Consider the following 15,817-nt stretch of genomic DNA (forward strand, 5'->3'; position numbering starts at 1 on the left):
TAGAGGCCACGCCTTCTCAACGACCCCCAAATACTCGTGGCGGCCCGGGACTTTACCTACAATGACGGCTATGGGGATTAGTAGGGGCGGTGCTGCCCCGCGCGCCGGGGCCACTCTCTGGGCCTTGCTCGCAGCTGTGGTGCTGGCCGGCTGCGGCCTGGTTGCTGAGCAGGACGGCCAGGCACCGCGGTCCGCCGGGTCTGCTTCGCAAAGCCCTGGCTCCGGCCCCGCGTCAGCCCCAGCCACCGCGCGTGCCGCGAGTCCCACACCCACGCCCGGCAAGGGTCCAGGCTGCCCGGCTGTCCGGTGCACCACGGTCCTGGTCACCGGGGACATGCTTGTCCATGACGAACTGTGGCAGCAGGCCCAGCAGGACGCCGCAGTATCAGGCGCACCGGGCATGGACTTCGGGCCCCTCCTGGAGGGCCAACGCCGGTACATCAACAACAGCGACCTTGCCATCTGCCACCAGGAGACGCCGGTGGCCGGCCCGGATGGCCCCTTCTCTTCGTACCCGTCGTTCAACGTCCCGCCCCAGATCATTCCCGCAACCAAGCAAGTGGGCTACCAGGCATGCACCACGGGCAGCAACCACACCATCGACCGCGGCACGGACGGGCTGCTGCGCACCCTCGACGCCCTCGATGCGGCAGGCCTGAAGCACACCGGCTCCTACCGCACCGAGAATGAGTCCCACGGCATCCTCATGATGCAGACACCTGCAGCGAAAATTGCCGTCATCCAGGCCACCTACGGGCTCAACGGCCTTCTCCCCGAATATCCCTGGCAGGTGGACATGCTGGACGCCCCAGCCATGATTGCCAAAGCCGAAAAGGCGCGGGCAGCGGGGGCGGACATCGTCCTGGCCGCGATGCACGCCGGGGATGAATATGCCAGCGAGCCGAACGCCCAGCAGCAGGAGGTGGCGCGGGCCTTGGTGGACAGTGGGCAGTTCAACCTGGTCTACGGGCACCACACCCACTCAGTGCAGCCCATCGAAAACTACAAAGGCACCTGGATTGTGTACAGCCTGGGAAACAGCGTCACCGAACTGTCTCCCTGGTATGTGGTCAACAACGAGGGACTGCTGGTGAGGGTGCAATTCGGCCAGGACCCTTCCGGAAAATGGTCCGCGACCGATCTTGCCTGGGCGCCGTCGGTCATTGTCCGCGATCCTTACCGCTGGTGTTCGGTAGGCGCCGACGCCCCGCAGGGGCAGTGTGCCGGGCCGGATGCGGACGCAGCCACCAGGCAGCGGACCCGCACCGTGGTTGAATCGCGGGGTGCGGGCGCGGCAGGTGCCCGCGAGTTACTGATCACCCGCGAACCGTAAGTCCGCACTGAAGGGGGAGTGCCGCCGTCGGCTGCTGGACCCTGTGCCGGTCAGCGCGGGCGGCGGGCCGCGTGTTCCCTGGCGAGTTCGGCGAACCGGTCGTTCGGCTGGCCGGGGTCGAAGGACCCAAACTTACGCTCAGCAGCCGTCCGGATCAGGAAGTCGGCTATGGCCGGATTCTTCGGCAGCAGTGATCCGTGCAGGTAGCTCGCCACGATGTTGCGGTAGCGGGCACCTTCGTGGCCGTCGCTGCTGTTGTTTCCGGTGCCCTTGGCCACGGTGCCCAGGGGGCGGACGCCGCTGCCGAGGGTGGTCTGGCCGCTGTGGTTCTCGTAGCCCAGGACTTCGCCGAACTCGGGCGTGGCCACCTTGACGTTGCCGATCAGGCGCTCGTCAGTGCCTTGGGTTTCGACATCAAGGACGCCGATCCCGGGAATCACCGCTCCGGTGCGCGTTTTGAAGAACCGGCCGAAAAGCTGATACAGCCCGCAGATCAGCAGCATCGGGGCGCCGTCCTCGGCCAAATCCTTCAACACTCCTGCGCGGGCCTGCAGGTCATCCTGGATCACCAGCTGTCCGCTGTCCTGGCCACCACCGCCCACGATAATGTCCACGTCTTCGGGGAAGGGATCGCCCACGTTGTATTCGAGCAGCTCCGGAGTGTAGCCGTGCCACCGGATGCGCTGCTGAATGACCAGGGCGTTGCCCCAGTCGCCGTAGATGTTCATGTCGCGCGGGTAAAGCTGCACCACCCGGATGGTGCCCTTGCTTTCCTGCGCGGAATCCACGCCTGCCTGGCTCAAGAGACGACCTCCACGGTGGTGATTTTGGACAGCTCGCGGCGAATCGCCAGCATGGCGGTGTACGTGCAGAAGATGCGTTTTGGCTTCCCCTGGGCTTCCCGGATGAAGGCGGCAAGGGCGGGCGCAATGTCGGTCTCAACCCCACCGATCCGCACGTCGTCGTACTGCAGGCGCAAGGCCATGTCGTAGGCACGGGAGCCGGTCAACTGGTCCACTCCGCCTTCGCGAAGGGAGTCGAATTCGACATCCCACAGCCAGGACATGTCGCGGCCGTCGGCGTAGTTGTCATTGATGGCGATCATGGTGGCGTAGCCGCCGGCCGGGAAGGACTTCAGGCCGAGCCGGAACCCGCTGGGGTTTTTGACCAGGACGAGGTCCAGCGGTTGCCCGTCCACGGTAAGGCTTTCACCGCGTCCGAAGGCCGGCGCAACCTGCGCGAGTGCTGCCAGCAGTGTGTTGTGGTCAGCAGTGGCGGCACCGCCGCCGCAGATGCTCCGGGCGAGGGTCAGCGCCGCGGCAGCATTGAAGATGTTGTAGACGCCGCGCAGCTTCATCCCGGTGGCGACCGTGACGCCGTCGTACTCAAATTCGGCGCTGTCCGCGCCTACTTTGCGGAGCACGACGTCGGCAGCGGGCTTCTCCGTCAGGGCCGCCGGGGCGGGACTTCCGGGGGCGGCGCGCATGTCGTCGTCGTTGGGGAAGGTGTCCAGCAGTGAATCGTCCAGGCCAAAGTACTGGACGTCCTGCCCGGTGAGGGTGCCTGCGATCCGGGCAACCCTCGGGTCCTCCCGGTTCAGCACCACAGTCCCGGTGGTTTTGGCGGCGATGTGCTGGAGCAGCTGTGCCGTCTTGTCGATCTCGCCGAACCGGTCCAGCTGGTCCCTGAGGACGTTCAGGAGCAGGCAGTAGCGGGGAGGGACGCTGTTCACGAAGTGCACGGCGTGGGCCTCGTCCAGTTCCAGGACAGCGACGTCCGCATCGAGCCGGCCACGCCAGTCCACTTCGCCCAGCAGCGCCGCGGCAACGCCCCGGGTGAAATTGCTGCCTGTGCGGTTGGTAAATACTTTCAGCCCCTGGCTCTCGAGCAGCTCCACCACCATTTTGGTGGTGGTGGTTTTGCCGTTGGTGCCACTGACCACGGCAACGCCGTGGGGGAGCGTGGTGAGCGTCCGCCGCATAAAGCCGGGATCAATTTTTTCGACCACCAGCCCGGGCAGGGCGGAACCGCCGCCCCGTAGCCGGGACACCCGGCGGACCAGCTTGCCGAGCGGAACACTGATATAGAGCATTATTCGAATATATCCCAGCCAAGGCATGGACCTGCCGCCGGCGGGGGCTGCCCGGCGGCCGGGGAATGCCGCGCCCCGTATGCTGGACGGATGACAAAATCCCCTTCAGCTCCTTCGGCGCGCCTTGGCTCCGGCCTGCGGATCGGCGTCCTGGCGCTTCAAGGTGACTTCCGCGAGCACCTGCGCGCCATTGAGGAAACCGGAGCCGAGAGCGCAGGGATCCGCCGTCCGAAGGAACTGGACGGTCTGGACGGGCTGATCATTCCCGGCGGCGAATCCACCGCGATCGACAAGCTCGCACGGGCTTTCGAACTGGCGGAGCCCCTCAGGGAACGCATCGCCGCGGGCATGCCGGTATATGGCTCCTGCGCCGGCATGATTCTGCTCGCCGCGGACATCGCCGACCCCGCTACCGACCTCTCCGGAGCGCCGCAGCAGACCTTCGGCGGGCTGGACATCACTGTGCGCCGCAACGCCTTCGGCCGGCAGCGCGAGTCCTTCGAAACGGACCTGGACTTCAAGGGACTGGATTTCAGCGCCACCGAATCCGGCGTAGCTCCTGTCCACGCGGTCTTTATTCGGGGCCCTTGGGTGGAGCGCGTAGGCCCGGACGTGGAGATCCTGGCCCAGGTGGAACCGGCGGATCCGGAGCACGCGTCCCACGCGGTCCCGCTGCCGGGGACGGCTAGAATTGTTGCAGTGCGTTCCGGCCACCTGCTGGCCACCTCCTTCCACCCGGAAGTGACTGGGGAAAAACGCGTACACGAACTTTTTATCCGCATGATCAGAGGAGAAGCGTAAAGCATGTCAGGCCACTCCAAATGGGCAACGACCAAGCACAAGAAGGCCATTCTCGATAGCCGCCGTGCCAAGTCATTCGCCAAACTGATCAAGAACATCGAAGTCGCCGCCCGCATGGGTGGCCCGGACCTCTCCGGCAACCCGGGCCTCGAGCTCGCCGTGACCAAGGCCAAGAAGACCTCCGTTCCGGCTGACAACATCGACCGCGCCATCAAGCGCGGCGCCGGGCTGACCGGTGAAGTGGTTGACTACACCGAGATCATGTACGAATGCCGCGGCCCGCAGGGCTCTGCGCTGCTGATCGAGTGCCTGACCGACAACAAGAACCGCGCAGCCTCGGAAGTCCGCCTGGCGATCTCCCGCAACGGCGGCACCATCGCCGACCCCGGTTCGGTGAGCTACCTCTTCAGCCGCAAGGGTGTGGTTACTTTGCCGAAGAAGGACCTCACCGAGGATGACGTGCTGATGGCCGTCCTCGATGCCGGCGCCGAGGAAGTGAAGGACAACGGCGAGGCGTTCGAAATCCACTCGGATCCGAAAGACCTCCAGGCTGTCCGCGATGCCCTTAAGGATGCAGGGATCGAGTACGACACCGACGAGGCCGAGTTCGTCCCGTCCATGGAAGTGCCCCTGGACCTGGATGCCGCCAGGAAGTTCATGAAGCTCGTGGACGCACTGGAGGATCTCGACGACGTCCAGAACGTCTACAGCAACGCCGACCTCAGCGACGAAGTCCAGGCCGCCCTGGAATCCGAGTGACGCCCGGCCTTGCCTGCTGAACCCGGCTTGCCCGCCGAACTCCGGGTGCCCACTGAAACGAGGGCGCCCGTGACGCTGCGCGTACTCGGGGTTGACCCCGGGTTGACCCGCTGCGGCATCGGGGTGGTGGACGTCGAACGGAACAGGCGCGCCACCATGGTGGCCGTCGGCGTCGTGGGGACCTCCCCGGAGGAAACGCTGGACCAGCGCCTCCTGGTGATCGCGTTGGCCATCGACGAGTGGCTCGAACGCTACGAGCCCCAGGTCCTCGCCGTCGAGCGGGTCTTTTCCCAGCTCAACGTCAGCACGGTGATGGGTGTTGCCCAGGCGTCCGGCGTGGTGATTGCCGCCGCCGCCCGCCGGGGGATTCCGGTGGCGCTGCACACGCCGTCGGAAGTCAAAGCCGCCGTCACCGGCAGCGGCAACTCCAACAAGGAAGCGGTGACCAAGCTGGTCACCAAGATCCTTCGGCTGGACGCGCCGCCCCGCCCGGCCGACGCGGCGGATGCCTTGGCGCTGGCCATCACGCATGCCTGGCGGGCAGGCAGCGGAGCAGCCGTTGCCACCACCGGGCCGGGGAGTTCTTCGCTGACTCCGGCCCAGAGGGCGTGGGCTGAGGCCGAAGCGAAGGTGCGGCGCGCACGCTGATTGTCCTGGCTGCTTGCTAGGGTATTCGTAGATATGTTCGGATAGCCGGTCCGGCCCTCTTTACAGGTGCAGTCCGGCGGTACACCAGGAGCCAGGCCCTTGATCAGTTTCCTTCGCGGAACCGTAGCGCACGTTGGGCTGTCCACGGCCGTCATTGATCTGAACGGCGCGGGAATGAGCGTCAACGCCACGCCGCAGACCCTCAGCCGGCTCCGCACGGGAGAGGAGGGCCAGCTGTTCACGTCCCTGATCGTCCGCGAGGACTCGCTCACCCTCTTCGGCTTTGCGTCCGACGACGAACGCGAAGTTTTCGATGTCCTGCTCAGTGTCAGCGGGGTGGGTCCGCGTCTGGCCCTGGCGGTGCTCGCCGTGCATGATCCGGAGGCCATCCGGGTGGCGGCGCACACAGAGGACAGCAAAACCTTCACTAAAGTGCCGGGCATCGGCCCCAAGGTGGCTGGCCGGATCGTCCTGGAGCTCGCCGGGAAGCTGGTTCCGCATGGCACCGCCGGTTCAGCCGGCGCGCCTACCGCCGCCGAGGCTGCCTGGAAGCCTCAGGTAGTTGCCGCCATGACCAGCCTCGGCTGGTCCGAGAAGGACGCTTCGGCAAGTATTGACAAGGCATTGGCTGACGAGCCCGAAGTTTCCTTCCGCGGCAACGTGCCGGAGATCCTGCGGACCACCCTTCGCTGGCTGGGCCAGGACGGGGCACGCGCCGGTAACCGCGTAGGCACCCGTGGCTGAACCGTCCGTGGTGGCCGCGGGGGAGGAACCGGAGGAACGGGCCATCGAGGCAGCGCTCCGGCCCAAGAACCTGCATGACTTCGTGGGCCAGCACCGGGTCCGCAAGCAGCTGTCCCTGGTGCTGCAGGCTTCCCGGATGCGCGGACGGAGCGCGGACCACGTGCTCTTTTCCGGTCCGCCGGGCCTGGGCAAGACCACACTGGCCATGATTGTTGCCTCCGAGATGAACGCTCCGCTGCGGATCAGCAGCGGCCCCGCCATCCAGCACGCCGGAGACCTGGCCGCCATCCTGTCCTCCCTGTCGGAGGGCGAGGTCCTGTTCCTGGACGAAATCCACCGCATGTCACGGCCTGCAGAAGAAATGCTCTACATGGCCATGGAGGATTTCCGTGTGGACATCGTGGTGGGCAAGGGAGCAGGTGCCACGGCAATTCCGCTGGAGCTTCCGCCGTTCACCCTGGTGGGGGCCACTACCCGGGCAGGCCTGCTCCCGGGCCCGCTGCGCGACCGGTTCGGCTTCACCGGGCACCTGGAGTTCTATTCCGTTGCCGAGCTTGAGCTTGTCCTGCGCCGCTCCGCGGGGTTGCTGGACCTCAAGGTCAACTCCGCCGGGTTCAGCGAAATCGCCGGACGTTCACGGGGCACACCCCGCATCGCCAACCGCCTGCTGCGGCGGGTTCGCGACTGGGCACTGGTCCACGGCATCGAACAGATCGACGCGCGGGCGGCGTCCGCTGCGCTGGACATGTATGAAGTGGACAAAAGGGGACTGGACCGGCTGGACCGGTCGGTCCTGGAGGCGCTGATCACCAAGTTCGGCGGCGGCCCTGTGGGGCTCTCCACCCTGGCGATCGCCGTCGGGGAAGAAACCGAAACCGTGGAAACCGTTGCCGAGCCCTTCCTGGTCCGGGAGGGGCTCCTGGGCCGCACTCCGCGGGGCCGGATCGCCATGGCTCCGGCGTGGACCCACCTTGGCTACGCCATCCCCGCCGGCGTCTTCGCGCAGGAGCCCCTGGACCTCTTCGAACCTGCCGGCGGGGAAACCGATGGTACTGAAGACTGGGCTCCGCAAAGCCAATAACAGGCTCCCTTCAGTTTTTCCCTTTAGACTGGTATGACGCTCGGCACGTTCGGGTCTTTGTTCCCGCAGGCAGCATCACCAGCAGCCCGTGGACGGATGGCGCAAGTTCGCGCCAGGCCACACGTTCAAAGCGGACGGCGCTGTCAATCAGCTCTACGCATGTACAGAATGGAACTTCCCCGTGTTCGGACATATCACTGCCCAGACCACCACTACGCAGCCCGGCGGCGGCATTGACATCATGTCGATCCTGCTGTTCGTTATGCTCGGCGTCTTCATTTTTATGATGTTTCGGCGTAACAAGAAGACCCAGCAGCAGCAGGCGACCCTCCAGTCCCAGTTCGCCCCGGGGGTTGAGGTGATGACCAGCTTTGGCCTGTTCGGCCGGATCGTCGCCATCGACGATGAGGAGAACAAGGTCACCCTGGAACTCTCACCGGGGAACCTGGCCACCGTGCACCGCCAGTCCGTCACCAAGATCGTAGAGCCGGCAGCAGCGCCGGAAGCCGTTTCCCCCGCAGTGCCGGATGACGCTTCGTCCCTCACCGCCCAGGAAACCGGCAGCTCCGCCACCACGGCAGAGACGCCGGACGAGACCCTGAAGCGCCTCAATGACGAGGGCAAGAAGGACAACTAGTCCCGCTGGTTCCTTACAACACCTCTACGGCTGCGGAACGCCGCCGGTGCCGGCACCAAGCATGCACCGGCGGTTCCTCCGTGAATAAGAGAAAGATCAACAATGGCACGAACTGGTTCTAAGAAACCAGGCCTCAGGGTCCTGGTCTGGCTGGGCGTAATCCTCGCCGTGCTGACTGCTGTCCTGGCGGGCGGCACCATGGCCGGCCAAGCGAGCTGGGCGCCCAAGCTGGCGCTGGACCTCGAAGGCGGCACCCAGATGATCCTGGCGCCCAAGGTGGAGGGCGGTTCGGACATCAATGAAGAACAGCTCAACCAGGCTGTGGCGATCATCCGCCAGCGCGTCGATGGTTCCGGCGTCGCTGAAGCTGAAATCAGCACCCAGTCCGGGCGCAACGTGGTGGTCAGCCTTCCCGGCACCCCGTCAACACAGACGCGCGACCTGATCCAAGCTTCCGCCGACATGAATTTCCGTCCGGTCCTCCTCAACGGAGCAGGCGCACCCGTACCGGAGGAGTCGCGGGCTCCAGAGGACCAGCTGCCCAAACCGACGGCGGAACCCACCAACGGCAGCGACACGAACTGGATCACGCCTGACGTCTACCGGCAGTTCGAAGCCCTTGACTGTGACAACCCGTCCCAGGATGAGCAGGAACGGTCGGATCCGGCCAAGCCACTGGTGACCTGTGAGCCTGCAACGGAAACCAACCCTGCCATCAAATACATCCTGGGACCGGTGGAGGTAAAGGGCAGCAACATCGTTACGTCCTCCTTCCAGCTCCAGCAGGGCGCGCAGGGCGCCGTCACGAACGAGTGGGCAGTCAACATCCAGTTCGACGACGAAGGCACAGCCAAGTTCAAAGAGGTCACCGAACGCCTGAACCAGTTCTACGTGGCGGCCGGCGGTGACGCTGGCAACGACCCCAAGGCCCAGTTCGCCATTGTGCTGGACGACCAGGTCATCTCCGCACCCCGCTCGCTTGCCGTCATTACGGACGGCCGGCCCCAGATCACGGGCGGCTTCACGGAACAGAGCGCCAAAGCCCTGTCTGATCAGCTCCGGTTCGGCGCATTGCCCATCAGCTTCGAGATCCAGAGCGAACAGCAGATCTCTGCCACCCTCGGTGGCGAACAGCTGCGGATGGGCCTTCTTGCAGGCGTCATCGGTTTGCTGCTGGTGGTGGTGTACTCCCTCTTCCAATACCGGGTCCTCGGATTCGTGACCATCGCCTCGCTGGTGGTGGCCGGCATCCTGACCTATCTCGCCATCGCCATCCTGGGCTGGACCGAAAACTACCGGTTGTCCCTGGCCGGCGTGGCTGGCATCATCGTCGCCATCGGTCAGACAGCAGACTCCTTCATCGTCTACTTCGAACGCATCCGCGATGAGCTCCGGGAGGGACGCGGCCTGGTGTCCGCCGTCGAAAACGGCTGGAAGCGGGCCAAGCGGACGGTCCTGGCCTCCAAGGCCGTCAACCTGCTTGCTGCCCTGGTCCTGTACTTCGTGGCCGTGGGCAACGTTCGTGGCTTCGCCTTCACGCTTGGTCTCACGGCCCTGGCCGACCTCATCGTGGTGTTTATGTTCACGCATCCGACGTTGCAGCTGTTGGCGCGTACGAAGTTCTTTGGTGAGGGCCACCGGTTCTCCGGCCTTGATCCCAAGCGCCTGGGCGCGGTACCGCTGTACCGGGGCGCCGGCCGCATCCGTACTCCCGAAGAAAAGCCTGCCGCCGTGGTCCGGGCCAAGAACGCCGGAGCCGCAGCCGAGGCAGAACGCCGGATGACCATTGCCGAACGCCGTATGGCGCAGAAACAGGAGCAGCTTGCAGGCTCCTCGAAGTCTGCAGCGAAGGAGAACAAGTAATGCCTAGCTTCGCGAATTTCGGCAATGAGCTCTACACGGGCAAACGCTCTTACAACTTTGTGGGCGCCAAGAAGATCTGGTTCATTGTTGCGGCGGTTGCCGTGGCCCTTTCCATCCTGATTCCGCTGGCCAAGGGCGGGTTCAACCTCGGGATCGAGTTCCGCGGCGGATCCGAGTTTACGGTCTCGAACGTGAAGACCACTGATGCAGCCCTGGGTGAAAAGGCCGTCACCGACGTGGTGGAGGGCAGCGTTCCGCGCGTAGCCAACGTGGCTGGAACCACCATGCGGATCCAGACCGACAAGCTCACCGATGATGAGACCCTCCGGATCAAGGAGGGCCTCACGTCGGCCTATGGCGTCACGGACAACGAGGTGACGTCGACATTTGTGGGTCCAACCTGGGGTGCAGATGTTACCAAGCAGGCACTGATTGGCCTGGTGATCTTTGTGCTTCTGGCCGCGGTTCTGATGGCCGTGTACTTCCGCACCTGGAAGATGTCGCTCTCGGCTATTGCCGGTATGGCCGTCACGATGTTCGTCACCGCCGGGGTCTATGCCCTCAGCGACTTCGAGGTCACCCCGTCCGCCATCATCGGGTTCCTCACCGTCCTGAGCTACTCGCTGTACGACACAGTGGTGGTCTTCGACAAGATCCGCGAAAACACCGCTGACCTGGACGCATCAACCCGGCGAACGTTCGCTGAGGAAGTCAACCTGGCAGTGAACCAGACCCTGGTCCGCTCGATCAACACCATGATGGTTGCAATCCTCCCCGTAGGCGCCATCCTGTTCATTGGCGCGGGCCTGTTGGGTGCGGGAACACTGCGCGACCTCTCGCTGGCGCTCTTCGTGGGCATCCTCATCGGAACTGCAGCCACGATCTTCGTCGCAGCTCCCATGTACGCCTGGTTGCGCCAGAACGAACCCGACCTGGTCAGGCAGGCCAAGCGCGTGGAGCACCGCCGGGCGGAGGCTTCACCGAGGTCCGGATCATCGATTGTGGAGCCGGCCCAACCCTGAGCCGCCGCCGAGGGGGCCGGGCAGTGTCAAAACCTTGACGCTGCCCGGCCCGTTCTCTTTAATCGCCGGTTTAAGAAGTCCGAGGGCTGGGGAATAGACTGAAGTAATTAAACGGTGGTGAGGGGTGCTTCATTGGAAGAACGTTCGGCGTCTGCGCCAACGGCACAGGGAGATCAAAGTCCTGCCGGTCTGCAGACCGGCGCGGCCGCTTCCGCGCGATCAGGTTCGCTGGTCCCCGTGGACAGCTCGGGTTCCCGCCCCACATTCCCCGGCCGACGGGAACGCACCCGCTCCAGGCTCGCCCGTCTGACCGGGCGCGGCGCGGCAAGTTATTCGCCCATCCTCGAGCCGCTGCTGAGAACGGTCAGGGCCAACAATCCCAAAGAGGATTTCGACCTGATCCAGCGTGCTTTCGATGTCGCGGAACAAAGCCACCGGGGGCAAAAGCGCAAAAGCGGCGATCCCTACATCACCCACCCGGTGGCCGTGGCCACCATCCTCGCCGAACTTGGTCTGAGCGGGACAACCCTGGCGGCGGCCCTCCTGCACGACACCGTGGAAGACACCCCCTATACACTCGCAGACCTGAAGCGGGACTTTGGTCCTGAAGTGGCCATGCTTGTAGACGGCGTGACCAAACTGGACAAGGTCAGTTTCGGGGAAGCCGCCCAATCAGAGACAGTACGCAAGATGGTTGTGGCCATGGCCAAAGACATCCGCGTGCTGATGATCAAACTGGCGGACAGGCTTCACAACGCCCGCACGTGGCGCTTTGTCTCAGCAGAGTCTTCGGCCCGCAAGGCCAGGGAAACGCTGGAAATCTTCGCCCCGCTGGCCCACCGCCTGGGTATGAACACCATTAAGTGGGAACTCGAGGACCTCTCCTTCGCGGCCCTCTACCCGAAGGTGTACGAAGAGATTGTCCGCATGGTGGGGGACCGGACGCCCGAGCGGGAGAAGAGCCTCAGCGTCATCCGTGACCAGATCACGGAGGATCTCCGCACCGCCAGGATCAAGGCAACCATCACGGGCCGGCCCAAGCACTACTACTCGATCTACCAGAAGATGGTCGTCCGCGACAAGGACTTCGACGACATCAATGACCTCATGGGCGTCCGTGTCCTGGTGGACTCCGTCCGGGACTGTTACGCGGCACTCGGAACCATGCACTCGCGCTGGAACCCGCTGCCCGGCAGGTTCAAGGACTACATCGCGATGCCCAAATTCAACATGTACCAGTCGCTGCACACCACGGTGATCGGACCCGGCGGCAAGCCGGTGGAAATCCAGATCCGGACCCACGAGATGCACCGCCGCGCCGAGTACGGCGTCGCAGCACACTGGAAGTACAAGGACCAGCCCAACCGCACCGCTGTTGGACCCGGCAGCCCCCGCGACGGCGACATGGGGTGGCTGCGGTCCCTGGTGGACTGGCAGCAGGAAACTTCCGATCCCGGAGAGTTCCTTGACTCGCTGCGGTTCGAGATCAATGCCCGCGAGGTATTCGTGTTCACCCCCAAGGGTGAGGTCATGGCCCTTCCGGCCGGTTCCACCCCCGTGGACTTCGCCTATGCCGTGCACACCGAGGTGGGACACCGGACCATCGGTGCCCGGGTCAACGGGAAACTGGTGCCGCTGAACAGCGAGCTGAACCACGGCGACTGGGTGGAAATCTTCACCTCCAAGGCCGAGGGCGCCGGGCCAAGCCAGGACTGGCAGCACTTCGTTAAGAGCGCCAGGGCCCGCAACAAGATCCGGCAGTGGTTCAGCAAGGAACGCCGCGAAGAGGCGATCGACCGCGGCAAGGAACTCCTGACCCGCGCCATGCGCAAGCAGAATCTTCCCTTGCAGCGCCTGATGACGCACGAGGCCCTCGCCGCAGTGGCCGAGGACTTCAAGTACGTTGACATCTCCGGCCTCTACGCCGGCGTGGGGGACGGACATACCTCGGCACAGTCGGTGATGGAGAAGCTCGTCGAAAGCCTCGGCGGGAATGAAAGCACCGACGACGACATCACCGAAGTCAGCGTCCCCACCCAGGTCACGAAGGCACGGTTCTCCGATTCCGGTGTTGTGGTCCGGGGCGTCGGTGACGTATGGGTAAAGCTTGCCCGCTGCTGTACTCCGGTGCCGCCGGATCCCATCCTGGGATTCGTGACCAGGGGCTCAGGGGTATCGGTACACCGCACCGACTGCACCAACATCTCGGACCTGAAGGACCAGCCGGACAGAATCGTCGATGTGGACTGGGCCCCCACCCAGTCCAGCGTGTTCCTGGTGGAAATCCAGGTGGAAGCGCTGGACCGCAAATCGCTGCTCTCGGACGTCACACGCGTGCTGTCTGAAAACCACGTCAACATCCTGGCGGCCAGCGTCCATACGTCCACTGACAGGGTGGCCATCTCAAAGTTCGCTTTCGAGATGGGGGACCCCAAGTACCTCCACCACGTCCTCAGCGCCGTCCGCCGCATCGATGGTGTTTTCGACGTCTACCGCACCACCGGGAACAAGCGCCGGAGCTAGCCTGGCCAACTTCTCCAGCGCCGCTTTCTTGTGCGGAACACGGGGGGTGGCCTCGATGGCAAGAACCAGTAAACGCAGGCGCACATCATTCTGGGGGCGGTCGAGCAGCCGCTCCAGCGTGGGGATGGCGCGTTCGGCCTCCACGTGCAGGGCGACATCGAGCGCGGTCCTTAGGGGACTGGACACCATCAGGCCGCCGAGGCTGACGACGTCGAAGGGTCCGAGCTTCACCTCGTGCAGGCTGCAGCCCCTGGTGTTCCGGAGACTCGAAACACGCCGTTTGGTGTCGACCAGGAGTGCCAGCCGGTCCGGTTCAGCGGCGCAGCCGTAGATCCACGCAGCCGTCATACGGCCGGCAACGACGCGCTGGCGGACAGCCGCAGGTACGACCGCCGCTGCTGCGCGCGCACGCAGCTGTGGTGAAGCCGTGCCCCCCGGGACCATATAGCCGTGCTGATGAAAACGTTCCAGCAGGCCATCCGAAGCCAGGGCCTGTAGCTCGGGCGAGGCAAAAGGCATGCCCGGGGCATACAGCTCCGGAAAACGAGGTGCTGCTTCTCCGCCCTGGATAGGGTCCTTGCCGTGGACGGCGGAGGAAGGAGGTGAGGGAATCGCCATCCACCCATCCTGCCGCCCCTGCCGTTAACAGGCACAGGCCCGGTTCCGGATATGTGGATAACCGGAACCGGGCCTGCGATGGTCGGCGGCCTGGACATGCCAGGCGGTAGAGCTAGGACAGCTCGCTGGCCGAGCGCTGGATCTGGTCGAGCCATGCCTGGCGTGCTTCCAAGGCTTCCCGGGCAGCGTTGATCTTGAGCTGGTCGCCTGTCTTCTCGGCCGTAGCGAGGTCGTCCTGCAGGCCTGCAATGGCGGATTCGAGCTGGGAGAGGGCACTGTTCGTGCGTGCCTTCCGCTCGGGGTTGGAGCGCTGCCACTGTTCTTCTTCAGCGTGGCGGACTGCATCCTCAACCTTCCGCAGTCCGGCCTCGATGCGTCCCATGTCACCGCGGGGGACCTTGCCGGCCTCTTCCCAGCGGTCACGAACGGACTGCAGGGCCTTCTTGGCAGCTGCCAGGTCCTTGACGGGAAGGATCGCGTTGGCCTCGATCAGGAGGGTTTCCTTGACCGTGAGGTTAGCCGCGTATTCCTGGTCGATCTCGTCATTGGCGGCCTGTCGGTTGGTGAAGAAGACATCCTGGGCCGCGCGGAACCGTGCCCACAGGGCGTCGTCGTCCTTGCGGCTGGCACGCGGGGAGGCCTTCCACTGGTCCATCAGGCGGCGGTACTCGCCGGCGGCGAAACCCCAGTCCGTGGAGCTGGACAGTGCTTCCGCTTCGGAGATCAGCTTCTCTTTGACGGACTTGGCAGCAGAGTTGTTGCTGTCCAACTGCGAGAAGTAGGCACGGCGGTGGCGATCGAAGACGGTGCGGGCGGCGCGGAAGCGCTTCCACAGGGCGTCTTCGTTGCTGCGGCCCAAGCGGACTCCGCTCTTCTGGGCAGCCTTCCAGCTCTCGAAGAGTTCGTTCATCCGGGAGCTGGAAGTCTTCCACTGCGTCTGGGCCGGATCCTGGCCGGAAATCTGCTCGGCTTCGGCTACGATCGCCTCGCGTGCGGCGAGCTCGGATGCGCGGACGGCGTCGTGCTCAGCCTTTTCCGTTTTTTCCAGTTCAGCGATCTGGGTGGAAAGCTCGTCGAGGCGCGCCTCGGCCGACCTCAGGTCGCCCACCATGTTCCGTTCAGCGAGCTGCTCGCGGAGGTGCGTAACGGTCTTCTGCATGTCGGTGCTGGGAGCCTTGGAGCTGACGCGTTGCTCCAGCAGCACAATCTGGGCCACTACGTCGTCGTACTTCCGGGCAAAGTACGCCAGGGCTTCGTCACCGCTGACGTCCGGGTACTGGCCCACTGGGTGCTCGCCGCCGTCGATGGTCAGGAAGACGTGCCCGTCGCCTTCAACGCGTCCCCACTTTGAGGCTTCCGCAAGGGAGGTGGAGGGGACTGCGGCGACCGGTGCCGCCGCTGGTGCGGCAGCAGGCTTGGGACGGGAGGCAAAAGCGGCCGGGGAGGGTGCCGGGCGGGGCGCCGGGGCGGGTGCGCTACGTTCTGAGGTGTTCTCCGCGGGGGCTTCGGCTGCCGGAGTGCTGTCTTCCGGGGCGTTGTCCGCGGGAGCTTCGGCTGCCGGGGTGGTAGCTGCAACAGAGACTTCCTCGCCGGCGGCGGGTGCCGCCGTCTCGGTCAGGTCTGTTGCTGTTTCGTCGGATTTCTGACTGTCTGTCACCGCTAAAAGTCTTTCGCTTGGAGGGAAATACTCAGGTCC

The 15,817-nt window shown here is 64.8% G+C and carries 14 protein-coding genes; 10 read left to right on the forward strand and 4 right to left on the reverse strand.

All coding sequences use genetic code 11. From position 1 onward, the window contains the following. The first annotated feature begins 70 nt into the window (after positions 1 to 70). Positions 71 to 1,333: a CapA family protein gene (locus ACFVYC_RS03875; RefSeq protein ID WP_387546764.1), complete on the forward strand. Its 1,263-nt coding sequence runs from the start codon at positions 71 to 73 to the stop codon at positions 1,331 to 1,333. 50 nt (positions 1,334 to 1,383) lie between these two features. Here ACFVYC_RS03875 and ACFVYC_RS03880 read toward each other — a convergent pair whose 3' ends face one another. After that, the gene (locus ACFVYC_RS03880; RefSeq protein WP_387546767.1) at positions 1,384 to 2,136 is read right to left on the reverse strand and encodes a type 1 glutamine amidotransferase; all 753 of its coding nucleotides are present in this window, start codon (positions 2,134 to 2,136) and stop codon (positions 1,384 to 1,386) included. After that, entirely contained in the window at positions 2,133 to 3,425 is a 1,293-nt protein-coding gene (locus ACFVYC_RS03885) for a MurT ligase domain-containing protein (protein ID WP_387546770.1), read from the reverse strand. Before ACFVYC_RS03885 ends, ACFVYC_RS03880 begins: the two co-directional genes overlap by 4 nt. 90 nt (positions 3,426 to 3,515) lie before the next feature. On the opposite strand from ACFVYC_RS03885, the gene pdxT reads away from it, so the two are divergent. From pdxT to ACFVYC_RS03930, 9 genes are all read left to right on the forward strand, one after another. Then, positions 3,516 to 4,226 carry a pyridoxal 5'-phosphate synthase glutaminase subunit PdxT gene (gene pdxT / locus ACFVYC_RS03890; protein ID WP_387546773.1) on the forward strand — a complete coding sequence of 237 codons (711 nt, stop codon included), beginning with the start codon at positions 3,516 to 3,518 and terminating at the stop codon, positions 4,224 to 4,226. A gap of 3 nt (positions 4,227 to 4,229) precedes the next feature. After that, positions 4,230 to 4,985, forward strand: a complete 756-nt coding sequence (locus ACFVYC_RS03895) for a YebC/PmpR family DNA-binding transcriptional regulator (RefSeq protein ID WP_387546776.1) — start codon at positions 4,230 to 4,232, stop codon at positions 4,983 to 4,985. Between the two features lie 69 nt (positions 4,986 to 5,054). Beyond that, on the forward strand, positions 5,055 to 5,633 hold the full coding sequence (gene ruvC, locus ACFVYC_RS03900; RefSeq protein WP_387546779.1) for a crossover junction endodeoxyribonuclease RuvC: 579 nt from the start codon (positions 5,055 to 5,057) through the stop codon (positions 5,631 to 5,633). Between the two features lie 99 nt (positions 5,634 to 5,732). Further along, positions 5,733 to 6,377 carry a Holliday junction branch migration protein RuvA gene (ruvA, locus tag ACFVYC_RS03905; RefSeq protein ID WP_387546781.1) on the forward strand — a complete coding sequence of 215 codons (645 nt, stop codon included), beginning with the start codon at positions 5,733 to 5,735 and terminating at the stop codon, positions 6,375 to 6,377. After that, positions 6,370 to 7,458, forward strand: a complete 1,089-nt coding sequence (gene ruvB / locus ACFVYC_RS03910; RefSeq protein WP_387546784.1) for a Holliday junction branch migration DNA helicase RuvB — start codon at positions 6,370 to 6,372, stop codon at positions 7,456 to 7,458. The genes ruvA and ruvB overlap by 8 nt, the downstream gene beginning before the upstream one ends. A 241-nt stretch (positions 7,459 to 7,699) precedes the next feature. Continuing rightward, positions 7,700 to 8,095, forward strand: a complete 396-nt coding sequence (gene yajC / locus ACFVYC_RS03915) for a preprotein translocase subunit YajC (RefSeq protein WP_387547141.1) — start codon at positions 7,700 to 7,702, stop codon at positions 8,093 to 8,095. Positions 8,096 to 8,197: 102 nt separating this feature from the next. After that, the gene (gene secD / locus ACFVYC_RS03920; protein WP_387546787.1) at positions 8,198 to 9,958 is read left to right on the forward strand and encodes a protein translocase subunit SecD; all 1,761 of its coding nucleotides are present in this window, start codon (positions 8,198 to 8,200) and stop codon (positions 9,956 to 9,958) included. After that, positions 9,958 to 10,980: a protein translocase subunit SecF gene (secF, locus tag ACFVYC_RS03925; protein ID WP_387546790.1), complete on the forward strand. Its 1,023-nt coding sequence runs from the start codon at positions 9,958 to 9,960 to the stop codon at positions 10,978 to 10,980. The genes secD and secF overlap by 1 nt, the downstream gene beginning before the upstream one ends. 132 nt (positions 10,981 to 11,112) lie before the next feature. Next, on the forward strand, positions 11,113 to 13,503 hold the full coding sequence (locus ACFVYC_RS03930; RefSeq protein ID WP_387546792.1) for a RelA/SpoT family protein: 2,391 nt from the start codon (positions 11,113 to 11,115) through the stop codon (positions 13,501 to 13,503). Here ACFVYC_RS03930 and ACFVYC_RS03935 read toward each other — a convergent pair. Then, positions 13,384 to 14,121: a hypothetical protein gene (locus ACFVYC_RS03935; protein ID WP_387546795.1), complete on the reverse strand. Its 738-nt coding sequence runs from the start codon at positions 14,119 to 14,121 to the stop codon at positions 13,384 to 13,386. The genes ACFVYC_RS03930 and ACFVYC_RS03935 overlap by 120 nt on opposite strands. Positions 14,122 to 14,233: 112 nt before the next feature. Beyond that, on the reverse strand, positions 14,234 to 15,778 hold the full coding sequence (locus ACFVYC_RS03940) for a DUF349 domain-containing protein (RefSeq protein WP_387546798.1): 1,545 nt from the start codon (positions 15,776 to 15,778) through the stop codon (positions 14,234 to 14,236). Positions 15,779 to 15,817 lie beyond the last annotated feature (39 nt).

Source organism: Pseudarthrobacter sp. NPDC058329 (genome assembly GCF_042879835.1).
Lineage (GTDB): Bacteria > Actinomycetota > Actinomycetes > Actinomycetales > Micrococcaceae > Arthrobacter.